Source organism: Polaromonas sp. P1_F1 (assembly GCF_056405795.1).
In genome coordinates, this window is sequence record NZ_JBFUBJ010000007.1 from 223508 (window position 1) to 246712 (window position 23205).

Annotated in this window: 24 protein-coding genes and 1 riboswitch; of the genes, 10 read left to right on the forward strand and 14 right to left on the reverse strand. The window is 64.4% G+C overall.

What is annotated here, in order from left to right; translation table 11 throughout:
* Positions 1–87 precede the first annotated feature (87 nt).
* Both AC1DZE_RS18810 and AC1DZE_RS18815 read left to right on the forward strand, forming a co-directional pair.
* Complete coding sequence (locus AC1DZE_RS18810) at positions 88–858, forward strand: class II aldolase/adducin family protein (RefSeq protein WP_477670395.1); 771 nt, start codon at positions 88–90, stop codon at positions 856–858.
* On the forward strand, positions 855–1739 hold the full coding sequence (locus tag AC1DZE_RS18815) for a bile acid:sodium symporter family protein (protein ID WP_477671822.1): 885 nt from the start codon (positions 855–857) through the stop codon (positions 1737–1739). The genes AC1DZE_RS18810 and AC1DZE_RS18815 overlap by 4 nt, the downstream gene beginning before the upstream one ends.
* Here the strand turns inward: AC1DZE_RS18815 and AC1DZE_RS18820 are convergent.
* From AC1DZE_RS18820 to AC1DZE_RS18835, 4 genes are all read right to left on the reverse strand, one after another.
* Positions 1736–2581, reverse strand: coding sequence for a transglutaminase-like domain-containing protein (locus AC1DZE_RS18820; RefSeq protein WP_477670397.1), 846 nt, complete (start codon positions 2579–2581; stop codon positions 1736–1738). The two genes, AC1DZE_RS18815 and AC1DZE_RS18820, sit on opposite strands and share 4 nt — an antisense overlap.
* 90 nt (positions 2582–2671) lie before the next feature.
* The gene (locus AC1DZE_RS18825; protein WP_477670398.1) at positions 2672–2986 is read right to left on the reverse strand and encodes a hypothetical protein; all 315 of its coding nucleotides are present in this window, start codon (positions 2984–2986) and stop codon (positions 2672–2674) included.
* Complete coding sequence (locus tag AC1DZE_RS18830; RefSeq protein WP_457281859.1) at positions 2987–3172, reverse strand: DUF1328 family protein; 186 nt, start codon at positions 3170–3172, stop codon at positions 2987–2989.
* 271 nt (positions 3173–3443) lie between these two features.
* Positions 3444–4850, reverse strand: coding sequence for an AsmA family protein (locus AC1DZE_RS18835; RefSeq protein WP_477670399.1), 1407 nt, complete (start codon positions 4848–4850; stop codon positions 3444–3446).
* A 118-nt stretch (positions 4851–4968) separates the two neighbouring features.
* Between AC1DZE_RS18835 and gstA the strand changes: the two genes are divergently transcribed.
* Both gstA and AC1DZE_RS18845 read left to right on the forward strand, forming a co-directional pair.
* Complete coding sequence (gene gstA / locus AC1DZE_RS18840) at positions 4969–5577, forward strand: glutathione transferase GstA (protein ID WP_477670400.1); 609 nt, start codon at positions 4969–4971, stop codon at positions 5575–5577.
* 378 nt (positions 5578–5955) lie between these two features.
* A complete protein-coding gene (locus AC1DZE_RS18845; protein WP_477670401.1) occupies positions 5956–7062 on the forward strand; it encodes an alkene reductase in 1107 nt (368 codons plus the stop codon).
* 57 nt (positions 7063–7119) lie between these two features.
* Here AC1DZE_RS18845 and thiE read toward each other — a convergent pair whose 3' ends face one another.
* From thiE to thiC, 5 genes are all read right to left on the reverse strand, one after another.
* Positions 7120–7764, reverse strand: coding sequence for a thiamine phosphate synthase (thiE, locus tag AC1DZE_RS18850; RefSeq protein ID WP_477671819.1), 645 nt, complete (start codon positions 7762–7764; stop codon positions 7120–7122).
* An 11-nt stretch (positions 7765–7775) separates the two neighbouring features.
* On the reverse strand, positions 7776–8594 hold the full coding sequence (locus AC1DZE_RS18855) for a thiazole synthase (RefSeq protein ID WP_477670403.1): 819 nt from the start codon (positions 8592–8594) through the stop codon (positions 7776–7778).
* A 132-nt stretch (positions 8595–8726) separates the two neighbouring features.
* The gene (gene thiS / locus AC1DZE_RS18860; protein WP_477670404.1) at positions 8727–8942 is read right to left on the reverse strand and encodes a sulfur carrier protein ThiS; all 216 of its coding nucleotides are present in this window, start codon (positions 8940–8942) and stop codon (positions 8727–8729) included.
* Position 8943: 1 nt separating this feature from the next.
* Complete coding sequence (thiO, locus tag AC1DZE_RS18865) at positions 8944–10005, reverse strand: glycine oxidase ThiO (protein WP_477671818.1); 1062 nt, start codon at positions 10003–10005, stop codon at positions 8944–8946.
* Positions 10006–10028: 23 nt separating this feature from the next.
* A complete protein-coding gene (gene thiC / locus AC1DZE_RS18870) occupies positions 10029–11948 on the reverse strand; it encodes a phosphomethylpyrimidine synthase ThiC (RefSeq protein WP_477647020.1) in 1920 nt (639 codons plus the stop codon).
* A 79-nt stretch (positions 11949–12027) separates the two neighbouring features.
* Positions 12028–12151: riboswitch (TPP riboswitch) on the reverse strand.
* Positions 12152–12572: 421 nt separating this feature from the next.
* Between thiC and AC1DZE_RS18875 the strand changes: the two genes are divergently transcribed.
* On the forward strand, positions 12573–13130 hold the full coding sequence (locus tag AC1DZE_RS18875; protein WP_477670406.1) for a Spy/CpxP family protein refolding chaperone: 558 nt from the start codon (positions 12573–12575) through the stop codon (positions 13128–13130).
* 251 nt (positions 13131–13381) lie between these two features.
* Positions 13382–14452, forward strand: a complete 1071-nt coding sequence (locus AC1DZE_RS18880) for a flavodoxin family protein (protein ID WP_477671816.1) — start codon at positions 13382–13384, stop codon at positions 14450–14452.
* 100 nt (positions 14453–14552) lie between these two features.
* Here AC1DZE_RS18880 and AC1DZE_RS18885 read toward each other — a convergent pair whose 3' ends face one another.
* Positions 14553–15020, reverse strand: coding sequence for a hypothetical protein (locus tag AC1DZE_RS18885; protein ID WP_477670408.1), 468 nt, complete (start codon positions 15018–15020; stop codon positions 14553–14555).
* Between the two features lie 84 nt (positions 15021–15104).
* Positions 15105–15407 (reverse strand): hypothetical protein, encoded by a 303-nt coding sequence (locus AC1DZE_RS18890; RefSeq protein ID WP_477670409.1) that lies wholly within the window; start codon positions 15405–15407, stop codon positions 15105–15107.
* Positions 15408–15839: 432 nt separating this feature from the next.
* Here AC1DZE_RS18890 and AC1DZE_RS18895 point away from each other — a divergent pair, with 432 nt between their 5' ends.
* The 4 genes from AC1DZE_RS18895 (at position 15840) to AC1DZE_RS18910 (ending at position 20199) form a co-directional block, all read left to right on the forward strand.
* Positions 15840–16643 (forward strand): endonuclease/exonuclease/phosphatase family protein, encoded by an 804-nt coding sequence (locus AC1DZE_RS18895; RefSeq protein ID WP_477647033.1) that lies wholly within the window; start codon positions 15840–15842, stop codon positions 16641–16643.
* Positions 16644–16645: 2 nt separating this feature from the next.
* The gene (gene clsB, locus AC1DZE_RS18900; protein ID WP_477671815.1) at positions 16646–17923 is read left to right on the forward strand and encodes a cardiolipin synthase ClsB; all 1278 of its coding nucleotides are present in this window, start codon (positions 16646–16648) and stop codon (positions 17921–17923) included.
* A 7-nt stretch (positions 17924–17930) separates the two neighbouring features.
* Positions 17931–18962, forward strand: coding sequence for a lysylphosphatidylglycerol synthase domain-containing protein (locus AC1DZE_RS18905; RefSeq protein WP_477700412.1), 1032 nt, complete (start codon positions 17931–17933; stop codon positions 18960–18962).
* 298 nt (positions 18963–19260) lie between these two features.
* Positions 19261–20199: a TIGR03915 family putative DNA repair protein gene (locus AC1DZE_RS18910; RefSeq protein ID WP_477671813.1), complete on the forward strand. Its 939-nt coding sequence runs from the start codon at positions 19261–19263 to the stop codon at positions 20197–20199.
* 103 nt (positions 20200–20302) lie between these two features.
* Here the strand turns inward: AC1DZE_RS18910 and AC1DZE_RS18915 are convergent, their stop codons facing one another.
* From AC1DZE_RS18915 to AC1DZE_RS18925, 3 genes are all read right to left on the reverse strand, one after another.
* Complete coding sequence (locus AC1DZE_RS18915) at positions 20303–20641, reverse strand: hypothetical protein (RefSeq protein WP_477671812.1); 339 nt, start codon at positions 20639–20641, stop codon at positions 20303–20305.
* Between the two features lie 143 nt (positions 20642–20784).
* Positions 20785–21207, reverse strand: coding sequence for a PPC domain-containing DNA-binding protein (locus tag AC1DZE_RS18920; RefSeq protein WP_477671811.1), 423 nt, complete (start codon positions 21205–21207; stop codon positions 20785–20787).
* A 669-nt stretch (positions 21208–21876) separates the two neighbouring features.
* Complete coding sequence (locus AC1DZE_RS18925; RefSeq protein ID WP_477700413.1) at positions 21877–23037, reverse strand: metallophosphoesterase; 1161 nt, start codon at positions 23035–23037, stop codon at positions 21877–21879.
* Positions 23038–23205 lie beyond the last annotated feature (168 nt).

Consider the following 23205-nt stretch of genomic DNA (forward strand, 5'->3'; position numbering starts at 1 on the left):
GACAGTTCCCCGTCAAGCACCCACGTATCGTGAGCAGTTCGTGCCGAGAGAGCACCTTTATTCATACACACCACGGAGACCATCCCCATGCATATCCCCTCCCTCAAGGAAGTCGTCAGCGCTGAAGAATGGCAACTGCGCTGCGACCTCGCCGCCTGCTACCGCCTCGTCGCCCTCTACGGCTGGAGCGATCTGGTCTTTACCCACATCAGCGCCAAGCTGCCCGAATCCATTTCCGGCGCGGGCAACCACCATTTCCTGATCAACCCCTACGGCCTGATGTTCGACGAGATCACGGCCTCCAGCCTGGTCAAGGTCGACGGCCAGTGCAACAAGGTCATTGATACGCCCTTCCCGGTGAACCCGGCAGGCTTTGTGATTCACAGCGCTGTGCATGAAGCGCGCGCCGATGCCGGCTGCGTGCTGCACACCCACACGCGCGCCGGGGTGGCCGTGAGCGCGCAAAAGTGCGGCGTGCTGCCCATCAGCCAGCAGTCCACTTTCGTGCTGGCGTCCCTCGCCTATCACGCGTATGAAGGCGTGGCCTTCCGCGACGATGAAAAACCACGCCTGCAGGCCGACCTGGGCAAGGCCAATTTCCTGATGCTGCGCAACCACGGCCTGCTGGTCGTCGGCAAAACGATTGCCGACGCTTTCCTCAGCATGTACACCTTCGAGAACACCTGTCGCATCCAGCTCGACGCGCAGGCCGGGGGCGAACTCACCGAGGTCAACCCGTTGATCGTCAAAGGTGTGGCCGAGGCCATGCGCGTGCAGACCGGCGGCCTGGGTGGTGCTTTTGTCTGGCCGTCACTGATACGCAAGCTCGACAAACTCGACGAAAGCTACAAGTCATGAACGGCTCACCTGTCGTCGCGCAGCTGCTGATCGCGGCGCTCGCGCTGGTCATGCTCGGCCTGGGCATGACCCTGAAGGTCGAGGACTTCACCCGCCTGCTCAAATACCCCAAGGCCGTGGCGGTGGCGCTGGTGCTGCAGGTCATCGTGCTACCAGTCGCCTGCTACGCGATCATCGTGCTGCTGAATGTGCCGCCGCTCTTTGCGGTGGGGCTGATGCTGCTGGCTGCCTCACCCGGTGGCATCTCGGCCAACCTGTTCAGCCACCTCTTCGGCGGCAACGTGGCGATGAACATCTCGCTGACCGCCATCAACACGCTGCTGTCCATCGTCACCATGCCGGTGATCGCGAACTGGGCGATCGACACCTTCGCCAAGACAGGCCAGGTCGTGCCGCTGCAGTTCGGCAAGGTGGTGGAAGTGATCGTCATCGTGCTGGTCCCGGTGGCCATTGGCATGTGGCTGCGCACACGCAAACCCGCCTGGGCCGCGCGTAGCGAAAACCCGACCAAGATTTTCAGCATCATCGTGCTGGCCGTGGTGGCCATAGGCGCAGTCGTCAAGGAGTGGCAGTCACTCACCACCACCTTCGCCGCGATCGGCCCGGCGGTATTGGCTTTCAACCTGGTGAGCCTGCTGGCCGGTTACTACGTCTCGCGGGCCACGGGCCTGGACAAACCCATCTCGACCGCCATCAGCTACGAGATCGGCATTCACAACGCAACGCTGGCCATCTTCATTGCGCTGGCCGTGCTGAACAACTTCCAGCTGGCCCTGCCGGCGGCGATTTACTCCTTCAGCATGTACATCACGGCCACGCTGTTCGGGCTGCTTGTGCTGAAGCGCCGCAACGCGGCAGTCATGGCGGCACCTGCGGGCTAAACCGTGACCACGGTCAGCGCGGGCGAATGCACCCCCGTTGAAACGCCAGGCAGGATGTCTCCCTCGGTGATCGAGAGTTCCTTGCGCAGCATCTGCACACCGCCAAAAATGGTGGCAAAGGCCACGTCCTTGGCGTCGCGGCCCGTGCCCACACGCACCAGGCGGTCGATAGGCGCCATGCGTGTCGGGTCAAAAATCACCCATCGCCCCTCCAGCCAGGCTTCAAACACGGCATGGAAATCTTCCGGCGGCTCGTCAAAGTGCACATACCCCACCACCAGCCGTGCGGGAATATTCAAGGCCCGGCACAGCGTGATGCCCAGGTGCGCAAAGTCACGGCAGACACCCGCGCGCTGCACAAACACCTCCTGCGCGGTCGTGGTGGAATTGCTAAAGCCCGGCAAGTAGCCAATCGAGTCGTGAATCCAGGCCTCGATGGCACGCACCCTGCCAATGCCCGGCGGCAAGTGGCCAAACAGCTGCTGCGCGGCACGGCTCATGACGTCGGATTCGCAATAGCGGCTGGGCATCAGGTAGCGCAGCACTTCGTCCGGCACCGCCGTCACAGGGGTTTCGTCCAGGTGCAGAGGCACCGGGGCCGGGTGCAGCTCCACGCGCGCATGGTAGTTCACCGAAAGCACGCCCTTGGGAGCATCCAGGCGGATAAAGCGGTTGCCGCTGCGCTCATCCGAAAAGTTCCGCACCTTCATGCTGGGCGTGATGGTCAGCCGCTCTTCCACAACATGGTGGCCTTCGTGAAAAGCCGCCTCGATGTGAAACAGGAAATGGGCGGGGTGAATGACCTCGTATTCCAGCAACAGATCAATAAGGGTGGTGTGCATAAGCCTGAACCGGTGAAAAGAAACCTTGTGGATGCGTGACGTGCAGTAGCGGCAGGGTTTGCAGGGGATGTGTGTCAGGCGGCCGCGCCGTTAGAGACGTGTGCGGTGGCTGACTTCCCGGTTCTCGGCCGGTGCAAACCAGTTTTTGCAGGTCACAAACACAATGCGGGCCGCGCGCTCCAGCACATCGGCAGACGGTGCAGCCGGCCGGCGCGCACGCAGGCGGTTGATCAGTAAAAACTCGGCAATGCTGGCCTGGAAACCCAGCGGCCGTTTGGGCGCCACACCGGCAGAAGGCGCAGGCAGGCGTGCAGCCTCATTGCCCGGCTGCCGCCACGGGTGGAACAGCCGCTGCCGGAACCGCGCGGCCATGGTGCCGGCCGGCATGTCGGTGCTCGCAGCCATCTACTTCAGTGCTTTCTTTGCAGCGCCTACACCCAGCGCAGCCAGCACGATGAAGATAACCGCGAGGATCAGGAACAGGCCGAACAGAATCTTGGCAATACCGGCAGCACCTGCTGCCACACCACCGAAACCGAGGGCAGCGGCAACCAATGAAATCAGCGCAAAAATAATCGCGTACTTGAGCATGATGGCCTCCAGAAAGTAGCCTCTTGCGCGAATGCGCAGGATGAGGCGTTACGGCGTTACGCACGTCATGGGCATCAAAGTGTGAGGTCAAGGTGAGTCAACGCAGCCCATGACCCATAAGCCGATGCTAAAAGCAGGCGGCGATTTTCCGAATCAGCAGCGCCCGCATGGCCCTGTAGGACAAGGGCGCAGCTCAGCGCAACTTCAGAACCGCCAAGGCTTTAAGGGCAAGTAAGCGCTCATTGACGCACCAACCGGGAAGGCGTCCGGCTTATTTGCCAAAGATGCCGCGCAGGCTTTTACCGACCTTTTCGCCCACACCAGCGCCGGCCCCGGTACCCACGCCAGGCAACAGCACGGTGCCGATGGCGGCCCCCAGCAGCGCCGCACGCGACAGCGTGACTTCCGGGTTGTCCAGCGTACCGCCCACCACCAGCGGCACACCCACAGCGCCACCAATGGCACTGCCGATCTTGCTGTCGCCGGCCAGGGTCACACTGACCTGCCCGCTCAGGGCCTTGGCGGACGAGACCGCCACATTGCCGGTGGCGCTCAAGGCCCCGGAGCTCGCCACCAGGTTGGTCAGCTGCGCCGACCGCCCCAGGGTGCTGACCTGCCCGGCCAAGGTATCCAGCCGGGTCTGGCCACCACGGCTCAGCCCCACCGTTTTGACCGCCTTGGCCAGGTCCAGCCCGTTCACCACCGCATCGCGCACCGTGAAGGTGGTGTGGCTCTGCAGCGCATCCACCAGCGCAGCCGTGGTGGCAGCGCGCGCATTGAGCGTGGTCGTGGCGTCAAGCTGGCCGGTCAGGGCCTTGGCGGGCGCCGTCAGCGCAGACACCTCGACACCGCTGGTTTTCAGTTGCCCCTGCAGCACCAGTTCTTCCGCCGAGCGCGCCACCGGCTGCGCCTTCGCGCCCGGCTTGGCGGCTGCCGTTGCTGCTGCGGCCGCCACAAAACCGCGCTGCAGGCCCAGGCGGCCTTCCAGCTTGCCGCCGCCCACCTTCACAAGCAAATCCCACTGGGCGGCACCGCCGGCCTCGCCGGCTTGCGCTTCCACGCGTTGCAGCGTTGCTTCCAGGCCCTGAAGGTTGCCTTCTGTCAATTTGAGCGAAGCGTTCTCCGGCAGGCCGTCGGCGCCCAGGCTGGCCTCGCCCTTGACCGTGGTACGTGCGCCGGTGGTGTTCACCCAGGTGACGTCGTCCAGCACCGTGCGGCGCGGCAACCAGTCAAGCCGGTTCATTTCCGGGCCCGTGTTGGCTGCAGATGCCGGCGCACCCGGCTTGGCGGGCGCGGCCTGCTTCTTCTTTTGCAGCAACAGGAGCAGCGCATCAATGCCCTGCTGCGGCAACACCGCCCGGCGCACCCGCAGGGTGGCCACTTCCAGGCGCCCCTGCAACAGCGGGCGCCACTCGGGCCGCACTTCCACGCGCTCCAGCGTCAGCGGCGGCTTGCTTTGCACGGAAATGCCGCTCAGCGCCACAGCGGGCAAAGGCCAGATGTCCACCGCCACCCGGTCCAGGGTCATGGGAACGCCCAGCGCGGCCGACGCCTCCCGCTCAACGCGCTGGCGGAAGTCGTCCGTGCTGACCCAGCGGTGCAAGGTGTAGGCCACCACGGCCAGAAGCACCATCAAGCCGAGGGCCAGGAACACCAGCCATTTGAAAAGTTTTGCCATGCGGCTATTGTGGCGCGCCGGCCAGCAATAATCCGCCGTTCCGGCTAGCATCAGGGGCTGTGCGACATTCCCGCCACACTCCCGCCGCACTTTGCTACCCCACAAAGGACAAGACACCATGAAACTTTACTACTCCCCCGGCACCTGCTCCCTGTCACCCCACATCACGCTGCACGAGTCGGGCCTGAAGTTCGAGCATGTGCTGGCGCCCACCAAAACCCACCAGCTGGAAGACGGCACCGACTACTACACCATCAACCCGCTGGGTTATGTCCCGCTGCTGGAGCTGGACGACGGCACGCGCATCGCCGAAGGCCCGGCCATCGTGCAGTACATCGCCGACCAGGTGCCGGAGAAGAAACTCGCACCCGCCAACGGCACGCTGGAGCGCTACAAGCTGCAGTCGTGGCTGACTTTTGTCGGCACCGAACTGCACAAGGGCTTCAGCCCGCTGTTCAATGCCGCCACACCGGCCGACTACAAGACTATCGTCATCGACAAGCTGCTGTCGCGCTTCAAGTGGGTGGACAGCCAGCTTGCCGGCAAGCAGTACCTGATGGGCGATGCCTTCAGCGTGGCCGACCCCTACCTCTTCACTGTGACCAACTGGGCGCCGCGGGTGGGGGTGGATATTTCGGGGTTTGCGAACATTGCTGCGTTTCGTGAGCGTGTGGCGGCACGCCCCTCTGTTCAGGCGGCGATGAAGCATGAGGGATTGCTGAAATAAGTGACGCCTCCCGGACGCTGATCGCAGTTTGCGTTCCGGGGCCGGGGTTGCCGGCGGCAACTCACTTTCTTTTGCTTCGCCAAAAGAAAGTAAGCAAAGAAAAGGTGACCCTGGTTCCTGCGTCCCTCCGCTTCGCTGCGGGCAACCTGCGGTGCTCGGTCCAGCCGGGGTCAAAAACAACTCGCTTCGCTCAGACAAGTTTTTGCCCTGATCCGTCTGGCCCTCCGCTCCTCGGCGCATCCACAAGGGGCGAGCGGAATCGGAAGCGGGGACAAGTAGTTGCAATAGCACGATTCAAGCAACCCGTGTTGGGCAAGCCAATCGAAACAGGGCCAAACTGGCCCTGTTTTCATTCAAGCCTCCATTCAGGATCTCTTCATGCCCACCCTATTCGACTCCAACAAAGCCGGTGACCTGGCCCTTGCCAACCGCATCGTGATGGCGCCGCTCACACGCAACCGCTCACCCAACGCCATCCCGACTGACATCGCGCAGATTTACTACGGCCAGCGCGCCAGCGCCGGGCTGCTGATCACCGAGGCCACGGCCGTCAGCCATCAGGGCCAGGGCTATGCCGACGTGCCGGGCCTGTACGGCAGCGAGCAGCTCGACGCCTGGAAGGAAGTGACCCGTGCAGTACATGCCAAGGGGGGCAAGATCGTTGTGCAGCTCTGGCATGTGGGCCGTGTGTCGCACACCAAGCTGCAGCCTGAGGGCGGCAAGCCGGTCGCGCCTTCGGCCATCACCGCCAAGACCAAGACGGTGCTGATCGAGGACGGCGTGCCGACCTTTGTTGAAACCTCTGAACCGCGCGCGCTCACGGCAGCAGAAATCCCTGGCATCGTGCACACCTTTGCGGCAGCGGCGCGTAACGCCGTCGAGACGGCCGGTTTTGACGGCGTCGAGATCCACGGCGCCAACGGCTACCTGCTCGACCAGTTCCTCAAAGACGGCAGCAACAAGCGCACCGACGACTACGGCGGCAGCATCGAAAACCGCGCCCGCCTGCTGCTGGAAATCACGCGAGCTGTCACGGACGCGGTAGGCGGCGGCAAAACCGGCATTCGCCTGTCGCCCGTCACACCCGCCAACGACGTGCATGACAGCAACCCGCAGCCGCTGTTTGACTACGTGGTCAAGCAGCTTGCCACACTCAATCTCGCCTACATCCACATCATCGAAGGCGCCACCGGCGGCCCGCGCGAAATCGACGACCGCCCGTTCGACTACAAGGCACTCAAGGCCGCCTACCGTCAGGCCGGCGGCAAGGGCGCATGGATGGTCAACAACGGCTACGACCAGGCCCTGGCTGAAAAAGCTGTCGCCAACGGCGCCGACCTGGTCGCCTTCGGCAAGCCCTACATAGCCAACCCGGACCTGGTGGAGCGGCTGCGCGCTGGCGCACCGCTCAATATCCCCGACAAGGCCACCTTCTACGGCGGCCGCGAAAAGGGCTACACAGACTATCCAGCGCTATCAAATTAATAGCTTCTCGCGCCCGTTCAGATTGCCTGAACGGGCCTTTTCATCCATGAACCCGATCTAGGCCCGGTTCGGTGCCGCCAGGCGCAGGCCGTGCAGCGCGGCTTCCTGCGGGTCGGCGGCCAGCGTCACCGCGCTCACCACAGCCACACCGCCCACGCCGCAGTCCATCACGCCGGCGATGCGGTCCAGCGAGATGCCGCCTATCGCCACCACCGGGTAGGGCGAGGCCCGCAGGGCCCAGTCGCGCAGCTGCTCCAGCCCCACCGGCTCATAAGGCATGACCTTGAGCGTCGTCGGGTAGACAGGGCCGATGGCCAGATAAGACGGCTGCACCGCATGCGCGCGCGCAAGTTCAGCCGGTGTGTGGGTGCTCAGGCCCAGCCGCACACCGCCGGTGCGCAGCGCATCCAGGTTGGCCGTGTCCAGGTCTTCCTGGCCCAGGTGCACCCCGTAGGCGCCGAAATCCAGGGCCAGCTTCCAGTGGTCGTTGATGAAAACCTGCGCGCCCTTGATGCCGCGCCCTGCTTCAATCGCCGCCTGTACTTCGGCAGCAATTTCCCCCGGCGTGTGGTCCGCCGCCTTGATGCGCAGCTGGACAGTGCGCACGCCCCAGCCCAGCAGACGTTTGATCCAGGCCGCATCGGGCACCACAGGGTAAAAACCAATCGGGCCGGTCAATGGGGCAAAGGCGGGTGTTTTCATCGGAAGTCCAGTCAGGGTGCGTGCCAGAAGGGTACGCCGACCGTCGGCGTGGAAGCCTGCGCGGCCGCGCGCTCCGGCATGGGGGTTGACTCATAGGCGGCGCGGCCGGCAGCCACGCCGTCGGCAAACGCCCGCGCCATACGCACCGGGTCGCCGGCCTGCGCCACCGCGGTGTTCAGCAGCACCGCATCAAAGCCCAGCTCCATCACCGCCGCGGCATGCGAAGGCCGGCCGATGCCGGCATCCACCACCAGCACCGCATCGGGCAGGCGGCGGCGCATGGTTTCCAGCGCATAAGGGTTCAACGGCCCGCGGCCCGTGCCGATGGGCGCGGCCCAGGGCATCACGGCCGCGCAGCCCGCGTCGCGCAGGCGCTGGGCTATCACCAGGTCATCCGTCGTGTAGGCAAAGACGGCGAAGCCCTCTTTGGCCAGCACCGTTGCGGCGTGCAGGGTGGCGTGCGTATCGGGCTGCAAGGTGTAGTCGTCGCCGATCACCTCCAGCTTGATCCAGGTCGTGCCAAAAATCTCGCGCGCCATCTGCGCCAGCGTGATCGCTTCCTCGGCGCTGTGGCAGCCCGCCGTATTGGGCAGGATGTGGCAACCCAGCGCCTGGATGCGCTGCCAGAAGCTGTTGCCCCCGCCGCTTTCCGGCTGCAGGCGGCGCAGGCCCACCGTCAGCACTTCGCACCCGCTGGCACGCACCGCGTCGCTCATCACCTGCGGCGAGGGGTAATGCGAAGTGCCAAGGAAGAAGCGGCTGGACAAAGTCTTGCCACCGACCGTCAGGGGCTGGCCGTGGGCAATAGAAGGTAACGCAGATGTTGTCATATCAAGCGTTCCGCAAAAGTATCGCGATGCCAGCAGACGCCGCGGAACTGGCTCCGCCAGGCCGCTGGTGTCGCCCCCTGCAAGGGGGGAAGGTGCTACACGCAGTGAGCATCCGACGGGGGTGTGCCATTTCTAGCCTCCGGTGATAGGCGTGACCACGTCGACGCGGTCGCCGTCTTGCAGCGCACGCTCCGGCCACTGCGGCCGCGGCACAAACCCGTTGTTGATGGCGCAGGCAAAGGCGCTCTTGAAGTCGTAGCCCCGCGCCTGCAGCAAAGCCTGCAGTGTTGACGCATCGGTTTCCATGCGTTCGCCGTTCAAAGAGATCTGCAATGTTGTCGTCGTCATGTCATTCATTCTCCGTACCCAGGAGTTTATGGACAAGCCCGTCCACCAGCGCGGGCGCACACAGATAACCATGCCGGTACAAGCCATTGATATGCCAGACACCGTTGCGCAGCGCAATCGCCGGCCGGTGGTCGTCCAGCGCGGGCCGCAGCGCAGCCGCCAGGCGCAGCACCCTGGCCTCGCCAAACGCCGGGTGCAGGCTGTGCAGCGCACTGGCGAGCTCGAGCGTGGAGCGCAAGGTCACCGGCCCGCTGTCTTCCGACTCCAGCTCGGTCGCGCCGACGACAAAGCGGTGGCCGGGCCGTGGCGCCACATACAGCTGGTAGCGCGGATGCATCAGACGCACCGGGCGCTGCAACGTCACGCCGGCGCATTCCACCGTCAGCACCTCGCCGCGCACGCCGCGCAGCTGCGGCCAGCCTTCCTTCGCACCCACACCGCGTGCGTCCACCGCAATATCCACACGATGAGTTTGCCCAGCGCAGACGATGCGCGCCTCTTCCACGGCGTTGACCGCCTGACCTTCGAGCCAGGTGCCGCCCAGCCTGTCGATCTCCACCGCCAGCGCGGCCATCCACTGGTCATTGGCCAGCTGGCCTTCGCCCTCCAGCAACAAGCCGCCGCCAAAGCGCCCGGCAAATGCCGGCTCGGCCCGGCCCAGCGCAGCGGCATCAAGCGCCTGTACCTGCGCGCGTGACGCATCAGGCAGCTTGTGCATCAGCAGGCGGGTGAAATGTTCCAGCGAACTCTGGTCGGGCGCATGGGCCACCACCAGCGTACCTTCGCGCCGGAAATACACCGGCAAGCCACTCGACTCCAGCTCGGCAATCCACTCCGGCCACAGCTGCATGGAGCGCTGGCCCAGGGCAAACACGGCCTCGTCCGCCACCGCCAGTTCCGCCAGCGGCGACAGCATGGCCGCCGCCGTCATCGAGGCCGTGGCCAGATCGTCACGCGCCCGCGCATCGAACAGGCTGACGCGGCAGCCTGCACGCAGCAGGCGCCAGGCCAGCGTGCGGCCGGCCAGGCCCGCGCCCGCAATACCGATGTGCAAAGTGCTCATGTCAGGGACGGCTCCGAAACAACTCAGGAATAGATCTCGCTCCCGCCTTCGCGGAACTCCTTGGCCTTTTCCTCAAAGCCGGTGGCGATCTGCTTGATGGGAATTGTCGTGGCGGCCGGCGCCAGCGTGGTGCTGGCCGGGTTGAGCCGCGCAAACTCGCGCACCTCCTGCGAGATTTTCATCGAGCAGAACTTGGGCCCGCACATCGAACAGAAATGCGCCACCTTGGCGTTCTCTTTGGGCAGCGTTTCGTCGTGATAAGCCATCGCCGTGTCGGGGTCGATCGCCAGGCGGAACTGGTCTTCCCAGCGGAACTCAAAGCGCGCTTTCGACACCGCGTTGTCCCACATCTGCGCGCCCGGGTAGCCCTTGGCCAGGTCGCCCGCATGCGCGGCGATCTTGTAGGCGATCAGGCCCTGCTTCACATCGTCGCGGTTCGGCAGGCCCAAATGCTCTTTCGGCGTCACGTAGCACAGCATGGCCGTGCCGTACCAGCCGATGTTGGCTGCGCCCATGGCAGAAGAGATGTGGTCATAACCCGGCGAGATGTCGGTGATCAGCGGGCCCAGCGTGTAGAAAGGCGCTTCAAAACAAGCTTCAAGCTGCTTGTCTACGTTTTCTTTCACCAGCTGCAGCGGCACGTGGCCCGGGCCTTCAATCATCACCTGCACATCGTGCTTCCAGGCGATCTGCGTGAGCTCGCCCAGCGTGTGCAGCTCGGCAAACTGCGCTTCGTCGTTCGCATCGGCAATCGAGCCGGGGCGCAAGCCATCACCCAGCGAGAAGCACACGTCATACGCCTTCATGATCTCGCAGATCTCGTCAAAGCGTTCGTACAAAAAGCTTTCCTTGTGATGCGACAAACACCACTTGGCCATGATGGAGCCGCCACGCGAGACGATGCCCGTCAGGCGATTCGCCGTGAGCGGCACATAGGCCAGGCGCACGCCGGCGTGGATGGTGAAGTAGTCAACGCCCTGCTCCGCCTGCTCGATCAGCGTGTCGCGGAAGATTTCCCAGGTCAGGTCTTCGGCCTTGCCGTTGACTTTTTCCAGCGCCTGGTAGATCGGCACCGTGCCGATGGGCACCGGCGAGTTGCGCAAAATCCATTCGCGCGTTTCATGGATGTTCTCACCCGTCGACAAGTCCATCACGGTGTCTGCGCCCCAGCGAATCGACCAGACCAGCTTGTCGACTTCTTCCTCAATGCTCGAGGTGACCGCCGAGTTGCCGATGTTGGCATTGACCTTGATCAGGAAGTTGCGACCGATGATCATCGGTTCGCTCTCGGGGTGGTTGATGTTGTTCGGGATGACGGCGCGGCCGCGCGCCACTTCGTCGCGCACAAACTCGGCCGTGATCTGCTCCGGAATCGCGGCGTTGAAGGAATGCCCTTTTTTCGGCATGCGTTCGGTGGCCAGGCGCTCGGCCAGTTGCGCGCGCACCAGGTTTTCGCGCACCGCGATGTATTCCATCTCGGGGGTGATGATGCCTTTGCGCGCGTAATGCATTTGCGACACATTGGCGCCGGCCTTGGCGCGGCGCGGCACGGGCGCATGCGCCATGCGCAGCGCGGCCAGGGCCGGGTCGTTCAGGCGCTCACGGCCGTAGGCGCTGCTGATGCCGGGCAGGGCTTCAGTGTCCTGGCGCTCGTTGATCCAGGCGCCGCGCAAAGGCGGCAGGCCACGCGTGATGTCGATCGGCGAAGCCGGGTCGGTGTAGACACCCGAGGCGTCATACAAACGCAGCGGCGGGTTGGCTTCGCGGCGCGGCTCCCCGGCGCCTTCGTGCACCAGCGTGTCGGTCAGCGTGACTTCACGGAACGGAACGCGAATGTCGGGGCGCGAGCCTTCGATGTAAATCTTGGCGGAGCCCGGAAATGGCGCGCGCGTGATGCGACTGGTGAGGTCTTGGGTGTCAACGGTGAGTCGGGTTTTGGCCATGTGGTTCTCCAGAAGGTGGGGTGCCTGCTGGGGAGCCGGGGGTCCATCGGTGGCACCTGGTGTGCCGCTGCGGAGTTCCGGAGCCAATTGCGTTGTTCCCTACGCGGGGATAATCCCGATCAGGTTCAGCGGGTCTCGCATACTGCGATCTCAGCCTCGAAAGCCTCCTCACGGAAACATCCTTGGCACCCCGACAAGCTGGTGCCATTGTAGGCACCCCGGACGGCGATGGCAATTGACCGCAGTCAAGAAGGAAGTCCCCCTGTTGGGGCTCACTGCGTGTAGCCCCCTCTCCCCCTGCGGGGGACGAGCGCCTCGCGGCCGGCAAAGCCGGACCGCGGCCCCCGCTTGAATCGCCTTTTGAGGCTACAGCTCCCTGCTCTGAAAGGCCAAGCCAACGGGGGCCGCGGAACTGGCTTTGCCAGGCCGCAGGCGCCGTCCCCTGCAAGGGGAAAAAGCACTACACGAAGTGAGGGCTGATAGGGGTGTATCCACGGCTTATCTTTACCTTTCGGCAACGGCAGGGAAACAGACGGCCCGCACACTTGCTTTCAACCTGAAGCCAAAAGCCGTATGTCACGACTCGATGGAACTCAGGCATCTTCTCCTGAAAGGAAGTTCCTCATGAAATTCGCATTCAACCGCTCCGCTTCCCTCAACAGCCTCGTACTCGCCGGCTTGCTGGCAACGGTAGGTGCCGGTGCCATGGCACAAACGCCTCCCGCACCACCCGCCGGATCGCCGCCCGCCGCAGGCAAGCCTGCCGGCCCCCATGGCGATCGCATGGGCCGCCACGACCCCGCCAAGATGCAGGCCATGATCGCCAAGCACCAGGCCGAGCTCAAAGCCAAACTCAAGCTCACGCCCGCCCAGGAAGGCGCGTGGACCGCTTACACCGCTTCCATGCAGCCGCCCGCCCACGGAGCACGCCCCACGCCGGAGCAACGCGCCGAGTTCGACAAGCTGACCACGCCCCAGCGCATCGACAAGATGAAGGAAATGCGCACCCAGCGCATGGCCGAGATGAACACGGCGATGGACAAGCGCGGTGAAGCCACCAAGACCTTCTACGCGGCGCTCACACCCGAGCAGCAAAAAACCTTTGATACCGAGCACAAAAAGCACGGCATGCGCCATGGCGGCCCTCGCGGTCAAGGTGGCCCCGCCCCGCAAAAGGGTTGATCCATAACCGCGACACGCTGAACTGAAGCGCGCCAGGCCCGCACGGCAGCCCCAACGGCTGCGTGCGGGCTTTTTTGCGGCCAGCCCACATTCCGCATTAGCTATTATTTTGATAGCTGCTTGCGCAGATTGCATATGGCTTAAAGGCCATTTTTACCAAAAAAAGCGGCTCGCCAGACGGTACCGAAAACCCGCGTAGGACGGCATCGAAACCCCCGGTTCAAGCCCTGCAGCGTCACTAGACTCGGCAGATGACCACGGTACGCAAAGGCCAGGCACCGGCCGTCCTCTCACGCGACGCGTTCCATGAACGCTTTATGCAATCTTTTGTCGACCCGGCCTTCCGGCAGGAAGACGAAGCCCTGGCCCGGATCGAAAGCGTGGCCTGGGACGCCTACCAGGAGGGCCGCAAGGCGCCCCACACACGCAAGGCCGGCGAGGAATTTGCCGACCCCGACTACGACCTGTCCGTCGAATGGCTGGAAACCCGCGAACGCCTGGCCAAAGCGCAGGCGGCCTGGAAAGACCCGGCCACACCCTCACGCGTGCTGCTGGTGTGCGGCTCCGCCCGCAACGACGGCACCTGCCCCGGTGAAATCTCCAAGACCTGGCGCCTGCTCAACAGCGCGAAGACCACACTCCAGGAAGCGGGCATGCATCCCGATGTGCTGGACCTCAGCCTGCTCACCTCCAGCTACAACCTTCACATCCACCCCTGCAAAGGCTGCGTGTCCACCGCCATGCCGCTGTGCCACTGGCCCTGCAGCTGCTACCCCAACCATTCATTGGGGCAAACCAGCGACTGGATGGCCGAGATCTACGAACGCTGGACGGCCGCGCATGCCGTCATCATCCTCACGCCCGTCTACTGGTACCAGTCACCCAGCCCGCTCAAGCTCATGATCGACCGCCTGGTGTGTGCCGACGGCGGCAACCCCGACCCCACCACCACCCACGGCAAAAAGCCCGAGGAAGCCAAGGCGCTGGAGATGAAAGGCTGGGACTATCCCAAGCACCTGGCAGGCCGCGCGTATGGCGTCGTGGTGCATGGCGACGTGGCCGGGATCGAAGGCACACGCCGCGGCCTGTGCGACTGGCTGGACTGGATGGGCCTGATTGATGCCGGCAGCCCGGCCCGGCTGGACCGCTACATCGGCTACTACGAACCCTATGCCACCAGCCACGACACGCTGGACGCAGACAAAGCCCTGATGGAAGAAGTCCGCAACGTGGCCAGGGCTGTAGCCACCGCAGTCACCGAACTCCGGGCCGGGAAGCTACCCCAGCCCGGCAGGGGCTTGCCGCAGCCCCGGCCCAAATAAACGCAGGCGTGAAAAAAAGCCGGGCGCAGGTAAAAACCTGTGCCCGGCTTTGTGGCGATGCAACCACCTTGCGGCAATTACACGCGCACCTTGCCCGCCTTTACTTCGAAGTGCCGCCGACGGCCGCATCACCCTGAACACTGCCCTGGACACGGGCACTGCCCGCAGCGTTATCCAGTTTGTTGTAGGTGCGCTTGGCGCCGCTCTTCACGGCGTTGCCGGTGCGGGCTACAGCCCGTCCGGTGCTGCGGGCGGTGTTGTCCACTGCAGCGGCGGCCCTGCTGCCTGCGGAGGTATCACCCTGGGCCGAGCCGGAAACATTGGCGCCGGCACCGAGCCTGCCGCTGGAAGATCCCGAGGGCCCGCTGGAGTCCGAGCTGGCGCCTGCCGCGGCATTCGCGCGAACGCCAGCGTCGATATTGGTGTTCTGGCCGGCCGAGACGCCGACCCCAACACCGGTGCCGACGCCCACACCGAGGCCCTGTGCAAAGGCGCCGGCAGAGCCGAACAACGCGGCTGCGGTCAACGCAGCGGCCGCAGGAATGGAACGCATAAAGTACTTGGACATATCAAACTCCTTCAAAAGGGTGATGGCAACGCGTCAGCGCACCTTCACACCGAAACTGTCATGGCGCCAAGGTAGCGCCTGGCCTTACTTGCTGGTACCGCCCGAATCCGTGGGGGCAGCGCCTGCAGTGGCGGCTTTGCTCTTGCGTGCAGCCCGTTTGGCTGCCTTGGCCTGCTTCTTGTCGGACTTCGCCGCCTGTTTTTCGGATTTGGCGGCGTCACGCTGCTCAGGCGTTTTGGCGGTTGCACCGGTGGAAACCGAGCCCGAGCTGTCGCTCGGTTTGCCCGCAGGATCGGTCTGCGCGTGTGCGGCTGCGCCAAACATCAGTGCGGCCGTCATGGCAGCTGCAAGGGAAAGGGTCTTCATGGAAGAGGGGGTTTTGAACATGGGAGTAGTTCCTTGGGTTGTGCTCGTAGGCTGGGTTGAAAAAACACGCCTGCCACTTCATCGGGCTAACGTTGAATTCAATCTAGCGGGCCGGGCCCGTCTGCCTTATCGGAGAGGCCCCCCGCGCCATGTAGGACACTGCGCCCGCGGGCTGTGGCCAAAGACACGTCCCAGGCGCTTGCGTACGCCGCGCCCTGCCGCAAATAAGTTACTGTCCTACAGTCACTCCCAGGGCGCAGAATAACAATGGGTGCCAAGGCCTGTCCTGCGCCCTTTCCGCCTGCCTGTCTGGGCCTACTCGCTTATCTCTCTATGCCGACTTCCACACCCGAATCCCCTTCGCCATCGCCTTCTTCAGCTTCGCGCCGCGGGCCCGACGCCCTGTCTGTCGCCGTACCCACCCGCTCTCCCGAAGCCGCAACGCCGATCGACATGGAAGCCGTCGAGGCCGACACGCAGACGGCGCTTGCAGCAGTCAGCGCCGACTCGTCGTTCTCGTTCAAGGTGCTCACGGTCAACATCCACAAGGGCTTTACCTTTTTCAACCGCAAATTCATCCTGCCCGAGCTGCGCGAAGCCGTTCGCGGCGTCGGGGCGGACGTGGTGTTCCTGCAGGAAGTGACGGGCAACCACGTCAAGCACCAGGACAAGTTCGACAACTACCCTGAAACCCCGCACTACGAATTCCTGGCCGACACCATCTGGCCGCAGTTCGCCTACGGCCGCAACGCGGTCTACACCAACGGGCACCACGGCAATGCCGTGTTGTCCAAGTTCCCCATCGTGCGTTTTGAAAACCTCGACGTGTCCATCAGCGGGCCCGAGCGCCGCGGGCTGCTGCATTGCGAACTGCAGATACCCGGCCGCAGCGTGAACGTGCACGCCGTCTGCGTGCACCTGGGCCTCATGGAAGCGCACCGCGAGCAGCAAATGGACATGCTGTGCGAACTGGTGCGCAACAACATTCCGCCGCATGCGCCCGTCGTGGTGGCCGGGGACTTCAACGACTGGCGGCACCGCGCCCATGCCCGGCTGGAAAAAGGCGCCGAGCTGCATGAGGTGTTTGTGCAGGCCAACGGCAAGGCGGCGCGCACCTTTCCCGCACGCCTGCCCCTGCTGCGGCTGGACCGCATCTATGTGCGCAACGCCATCGGCCACGCGCCGGTGGTGCTGCCGCTGCGGCCTTGGTCGCATTTGTCAGATCACGCGCCTCTCGCGGCAGAAATCGAGCTCTGAACATGAGTCGTTGGGTAAGCGGCAACCAGTTTCAGCTGCTTGAAAACGGCGAGGAGTTTTTCCCGCGCGTCTTTGAGTGCATTGCTGCGGCCAGGCGCGAGGTGGTGGTGGAGACCTTCATCCTGTTTGAAGACAAGGTCGGTGAAGAGCTGCACGCGGCCCTGCACCAGGCGGCGCGGCGCGGCGTGCAGATCGACCTGACGATTGACGGCTACGGCTCTCCGGACCTGTCACCTGAATTCATTTCGACCCTGACGCGGGCCGGCGTGCGCGTGCATGTGTTTGACCCGGGGCCCAGGCTGTGGGGCTGGCGCACCAACCTGTTTCGCCGCATGCACCGCAAGATTGTGGTCGTCGATGGCGAACGTGCTTTCGTCGGCGGCATCAACTATTCGGCGGACCACCTGGCCGACTTCGGCCCGCAGGCCAAGCAGGACTATGCCGTCGAGATCGAAGGCCCCCTCGTGGCCGACATCCACAGCTTTGTGCGCAGGGCCCTGGCGGCGGGCCAGCGCAATGCCGGCGCCGGCGGCGAAGCGCCCACGGGCTTGCGTGAACGGTTTTCCGAACGCGCCCGTTCCGTGGCCGGCACATGGCGCAGGGACGACGTGCCCGCGCCGGCGGGCGACGCCGCGGCGCTTTTTGTCACGCGCGACAACCGCAAACACACCAACGACATCGAGCGCCACTACCGCGCCGCCATCCGCACGGCGCGCCAGCGTGTCGTGATCGCCAACGCGTATTTTTTTCCCGGTTACCGGCTGCTCAGGGAAATGCGCCACGCCGCGCGGCGCGGTGTGGACGTGCACCTCATCCTGCAGGGCGAGCCCGACATGGCGATCGTCAAGACCGCCGCCAGCATGCTCTACCACCACCTGCTGGACGCGGGTGTGCGCATTTACGAATACTGCGACCGGCCCCTGCATGGCAAAGTGGCCGTGATCGACGACGAATGGGCCACTGTGGGCTCCAGCAACCTGGACCCACTCAGCCTGGCGCTCAACCTCGAGGCCAACGTCATGATCCGCGACCGCACCTTCAACAACGACCTGGGTTCGCGGCTGGACCACCTGATGCAGCACAGCTGCAAACAGATAGGCCGCCAGGACCTGGTGAAGCCCACGTGGTGGCGCACGCTGCGCAGCTACTTTGTCTTTCACCTGCTGCGCCGCTACCCCGCCTGGGCCGGCTGGCTGCCGGCGCACGCGCCGCGCATCACGCCCGCCCAAGCAGCCGCGCCAGAGGAACGCGAGCCGCCGCCCCAGGCCAAACCCATTTGAGCGCGTGATGGCCGAAAGCCGCACCTTGCCCACGCCCCATCCCCCCCGTCCGCCCGGCGAGGCGCGCAGCGGCAAGCCCCAGCCCGCCGCGCCGAAGAAAAAGGCCTGGTGGCCATGGCTCAGGCACGGTGCCACCGCCGCGTTCTTTCTGCTCATCGCCAGCCTGCTGTTCTCGCAGGCCCGCAAGATTGAATGGTCCCAGGTCCTCACCGCGCTGGAGGACTACCCCCTCACCGCCGCCTGGGGCGCCGTGCTGCTGGCCGTGGCCAGCTTCACGCTTTACAGCACCTTCGACCTGCTGGGCCGCCACTACACCCGCCACCCGCTACGCGCCCCCACCGTGATGGCGGTGACCTTCGTCAGCTACGCCTTCAACCTCAACCTCGGCTCCCTCGTGGGCGGCGTGGCTTTTCGTTACCGCCTTTACTCCCGCCTGGGCCTGGGCAACGGCGCCATCACCCGCATCATGTCGCTGAGCATGCTGACCAACTGGATGGGGTACCTGCTGCTCGCCGGCACGGTGTTTGCCTTGCAGCCGCCCACCCTGCCCCTGGACTGGCCTGTCACCACCAACTCCCTGCGTCTGATCGGTGCGGTGCTGCTGGCCGTTGTCGCGGGTTATCTCGGCATTTGCGCGTTTTCCCGCCGGCGCATGCTGCGGCTGCGCGGCCATGAGGTGGTGTTGCCCTCCGTGCGGCTGGCCGGCCTGCAGCTGCTGATGGGCGCCGGCAACTGGCTCATCATGTCCGGCATTATTTTCATCCTGCTGCAGCACCGCATCGAGTTTTCCGCCGTCGTCAGCGTGCTGCTGCTGGCGGCCATCGCCGGCGTGATCACCCACGTGCCGGCCGGCCTCGGCGTGCTGGAGGCCGTGTTCGTCGCCCTGCTGTCGCACGAGATGCCRCAGTACGAACTGCTGGCCGCGCTGGTGGCTTACCGCGTGATCTATTACCTGGTGCCGCTGACCGTGGCGGTTGTGGCGTATCTCGCCATGGAAACCCACGCCAAAAAGCTGCGGCGGGCCCACAAAAACCGCTGACGCCCCCCGTCCAGGTCAAAAAGCGCACGCTGCAGCACGTTTGGCACCGTTGCCGCCAGCCACGCCCTTTTGGGCTGATTTCAGCCTGATTTAGGCGACAAAGCCACAAAAGGCCCGGGATTTTTGCCTCACTTTCACACCTGAATCACCAAAACACTGTATATTAATACAGTGAATTCCGGCTTTCTGTCCTGGCAATGCGCCGCCCGCACCCAGGAAGACGGCTCTTTTGCCTACACCCGCCGCGGTGGCCGCCGCCGCACCATGGGTGCTTGAATCGTGAAGAAAGGATGTGTCCATGGGCGTGATGAATGACCTGCTGACGAACGACCTCTTTCCACAAGCCATGTTGCCTGTCACGCTGCAGGGGCAGACGGACCTTGAGGGCTTTCGCCGTGCCGCACGCGGCCTGCTGGCACAGAACATCCTGCCCGGGCAAGTCATCTGGCATTGCAGCACCACGCCCGCTGAAGGCGTGCCGCCCACCGGCACGGCGCAGAGCCCCGCACTCAGCGACGCACCCACCGTCGCCGTCCCACCCGAATTTCTTACCCTGTGCCAGGCCGTGATCCTGCACAACAACCCGCAGCGCTTCAGCCTGCTCTACCGCCTGCTGTGGCGCCTGGTGCATGAGCCCGAACTGCGGCACAACCAGCTCGACGCCGACATGGCGCTCGCCCGGCAGATGGCCGAAGAGGTGCGCCATGACATGCAGAAAATGAAAGCCCAGCTGCGCTTTCACTCGGTGCAGGACGACACCTTCAAAACCCGCCCGCAAGGCGGCCCGCTGCACGTGGCCTGGTTCGAGCCGGAACACCACATCGTTGAAGCCGTGGCGCCGCTGTTTGCCCGCCGCTTTGCCCACATGCGCTGGGCCATCCTCACGCCTCAATGCAGTGTCGAGTCCGACTACCTGGGCCCGCAGGCTTCCGGCCACGGCCGGCACGCTGCGCCGGTGTTGCCCCCGGAAGAAGTACGACCAGGCCACAAGCCGGCCGACGCCCCGGCGTCCCTGCGCTTTGGCCCCGCCGCCGACAGGCAGACAGCCCCCTCACCCGACGCCAGCGAACAGCGCTGGCTCACGCAGTACGAACAGGTCTTTCATCCCGCACGCCTGCGGCGCCGGATGATGCAGAAAGATTCGCCGCAGCGTTATTACCGCAAAAACCGCAGCTCGGCCGGCGCCCGCAAGGTGCGCACACCGAAGGCTGCCGCCGGTCAGTCACTATCAATTTAATAGCTGCTTGCGCTTATCCCTATTGGGTCAGGGCGGTATTTGGCATTCATCCTTGATGCCACGCCATACCGCTCACGGGCTATAAACAGGCAGAAAATCCGCCTCAGGGCCTGGCAAGCGGGGGCCGCGTTGGCGCATTCGGCGGGGGCAATACCACATCACGGCCGTCGTTGCCCGGTGGCGTCACCGGGCGGATGGTCGAGTCACGCGGATCCGGCGGTGGGAGCGGCGCTTCGGGTTCAGACGCCCGGCGCGCCGGGTTGCGGTTCAGCGGATTCCTCAAGGGCGCCGTCGGCACTGCGGTATCGGGTGCTTCAGCTGGCTGTGTGGTCTGCGATGTCTGCGCTACCGCCCGCGGCCCTGTGAAAAGCGTCAATGCCAGTGCCAACACAGCGCCCGGCAGGGCGACGGAAGCGACGGAAAAGCGTGGTTGTTTCAACATGAACATGCCTCCTTGATGGTGGGTGCTGGTAGGTTGCGTGCATGGTAGTGCGTTAACACCACTCTACGCCTGTCCTCCACGCCCGCCATGGCCATGACGCCAGCACGGCTGTCAGGGCCGGCCTACAGACGCAGCCCCTGCTTTCAAGACCAGGGCGTTGCCGGCTTCGCCACCAGCTCCTTGAAGCCGGTCCGAGTGTCATGCTCACGCGCAAACACCCAGCCCTGCAACGACACCAGCACAATTTCAGCGGTCGTCCGCACAATGCAACCCGGCATCACATGGCCTCCACACATTTCTCCCCGCGCATTGGCCACACTGGCATGCAGGTGCGCGCCGTCAGGGCTCAACGTGCCCGACAGCGTGATCAGTTCCAGCGGTTCCACCAACACCGTTCCCTGCGGCTCGGCCGCATAGCGCAGCACGGCACGGGAGAGGCTTCCCACCGCAGAGATGACGCAAGCCGCGCGGGTGTTCTGCTCGGCCTGCAGCTGGGCGAATGCTGCGTCCAGGGCTGTTCGCAGGTCGTCGCCTGGGTTCAGGCGGAGAGTTAGGGTTTGGGGCATGGGTGGAGGGTAGACGATGTTGCTGTTGTTGTTCAAGCGGGGCGGACTTTGCTGAGGGTGGCTGGCCGGGGGTTGCCCGGCATGCAAGTAACTTTCTTTTGCTTCGCCAAAAGAAAGTCGCCAAAGAAAAGGCGACCCTGCTGTCTGCGACCCTACGCTTCGCTACGGGCAACCTGCGGTGCTCGGTCCAGGCGGGGTCTCGCTCGAACTCGCCTTCGGCTCAGACAATCGCGATCCCTGATCCGCCTGAACCTGTGCTCCTCGGCGCAGACAGAAGGGGCTATCGGGAGCGGGGACCGAAGACAAAGACAAATACCAACTCCAATACCAACAAGGACACGCCATGGCGTGTCCTTGTTTCTTCCGGTATTCGGGGTCTTGTCTTCGGCTGTTTGGTATTCCTGTCTCCACCCCCCTTGTGGATGCGCCGAGGAGCGGAGGTCCAGACGGATCAGGGCAAAAACTTGTCTGAGCGAAGCGAGTTGTTTTTGACCCCGGCTGGACCGAGCACCGCAGGTTGCCCGCAGCGAAGCGAAGGGACGCAGGAACCAGGGTCGCCTTTCTTTTGCTTACTTTTCTTTGGCGAAGCAAAGAAAAGTGAGTTGCATGCCGGGCAACCCCCGGCCAGCAACACTCAGCAAAGTACGCACCCATCAAATCAACACAACCTCACCCAACCACCAACCTCAAAAAAGTAATCTCCGAAGGCGCCCCAAACCGTTTGGGCGGCCCCCAGTACCCCGTCCCGCGGCTCGTATAAACCCACAGGTTCTGCAGCTTGTGCAAGCCCGCCGTAAACGGCTGCTGAAACCGCACAAACAGGTTCCACGGATAAAACTGTCCGCCATGCGTATGGCCCGACAGCTGCAGGTCAAAGCCGGCTTTGGCTGCCGCCGCCGCACTGCGCGGCTGGTGCGCCAGCAGCACGCGCACAGCCTCCGCCGGCGCACCACGCAGAGCCGCCTCCGGGTCACTGCGATGAGCTGGGTCAAAATGCCCACCGCTGTAGTCCGTCACACCCGCCAGCACCAGCGGCGTGGCGTCCTGGCCTGCAGCAAGAAGAGGCGGGCGAATCACCACGTGCTGGTTCAGCAGCACCGTCAGGCCCAGCCGGCGCAGCTCGTCAATCCACGCATGCGCGCCCGAGTAGTACTCGTGGTTGCCCGTTACAAAATACGTGCCGTGGCGCGACTGCAGTTCTGCCAGCGGCGCGACGTGCGAGGCCAGCTCGCTCACCTTGCCGTCCACCAGGTCGCCCGTAATGGCCACCACATCGGCATCCAGTGCATTGACCTTGTCGACAATGCGGCGCAAATACGCCTGCTTGATGGTCGGCCCCACATGGATGTCGCTGATTTGCGCTACGGTAAACCCCTGCAGCGCAGCGGGCAGGCCCTTGATGGGCACGTCCACCTTCACCACGGCAGCCGTACGGCGCGCATTCAGAAAACCCAGCACGGTGATCAGCCCGCCCAGCAGCGGCACCGCCTCGGCCGACACCGTGCGCAGCCACGCCAGCGGCAGGTGGCCGGGCGCCACGGCATCGGCCAGCCACAGCACCAGCAGGGCCGCGTCACGCGCCACCGTCAACACCAGCAGCGAAGAAAACAGGCCCATGAAAAGCAGGCCCGCCCAGGTCAGCACATCGGCCAGAGGCTGCTTGGCCACACGGCCGGCCATCAGCCCCAGTGGCATAACCAGCGCCGACACCAGAAGGACCGCGGCAAACAGCCATTGCCCCGCGGGATACGCCCCCAGCCCGGGGAGAAGGCGTGCACCAATGTAAACATGGAGCAGCGCGGTTACAAGCGCCAGCGGCAGGAAGTTCATGAAATGTCCAGGGTAATGACGAGCTGATGAGCCCTGCACATGGGTACGGGCCGTGCGCATTCAATGCCGGGGGCCGCTTAAAGCAGGGCTGCCGCGCCGCACAACCGCAGCCACCCGCGCGCTACAAATTGCCGGCCAGCGTTTCATACGCTCACAAGTGCGACAAAG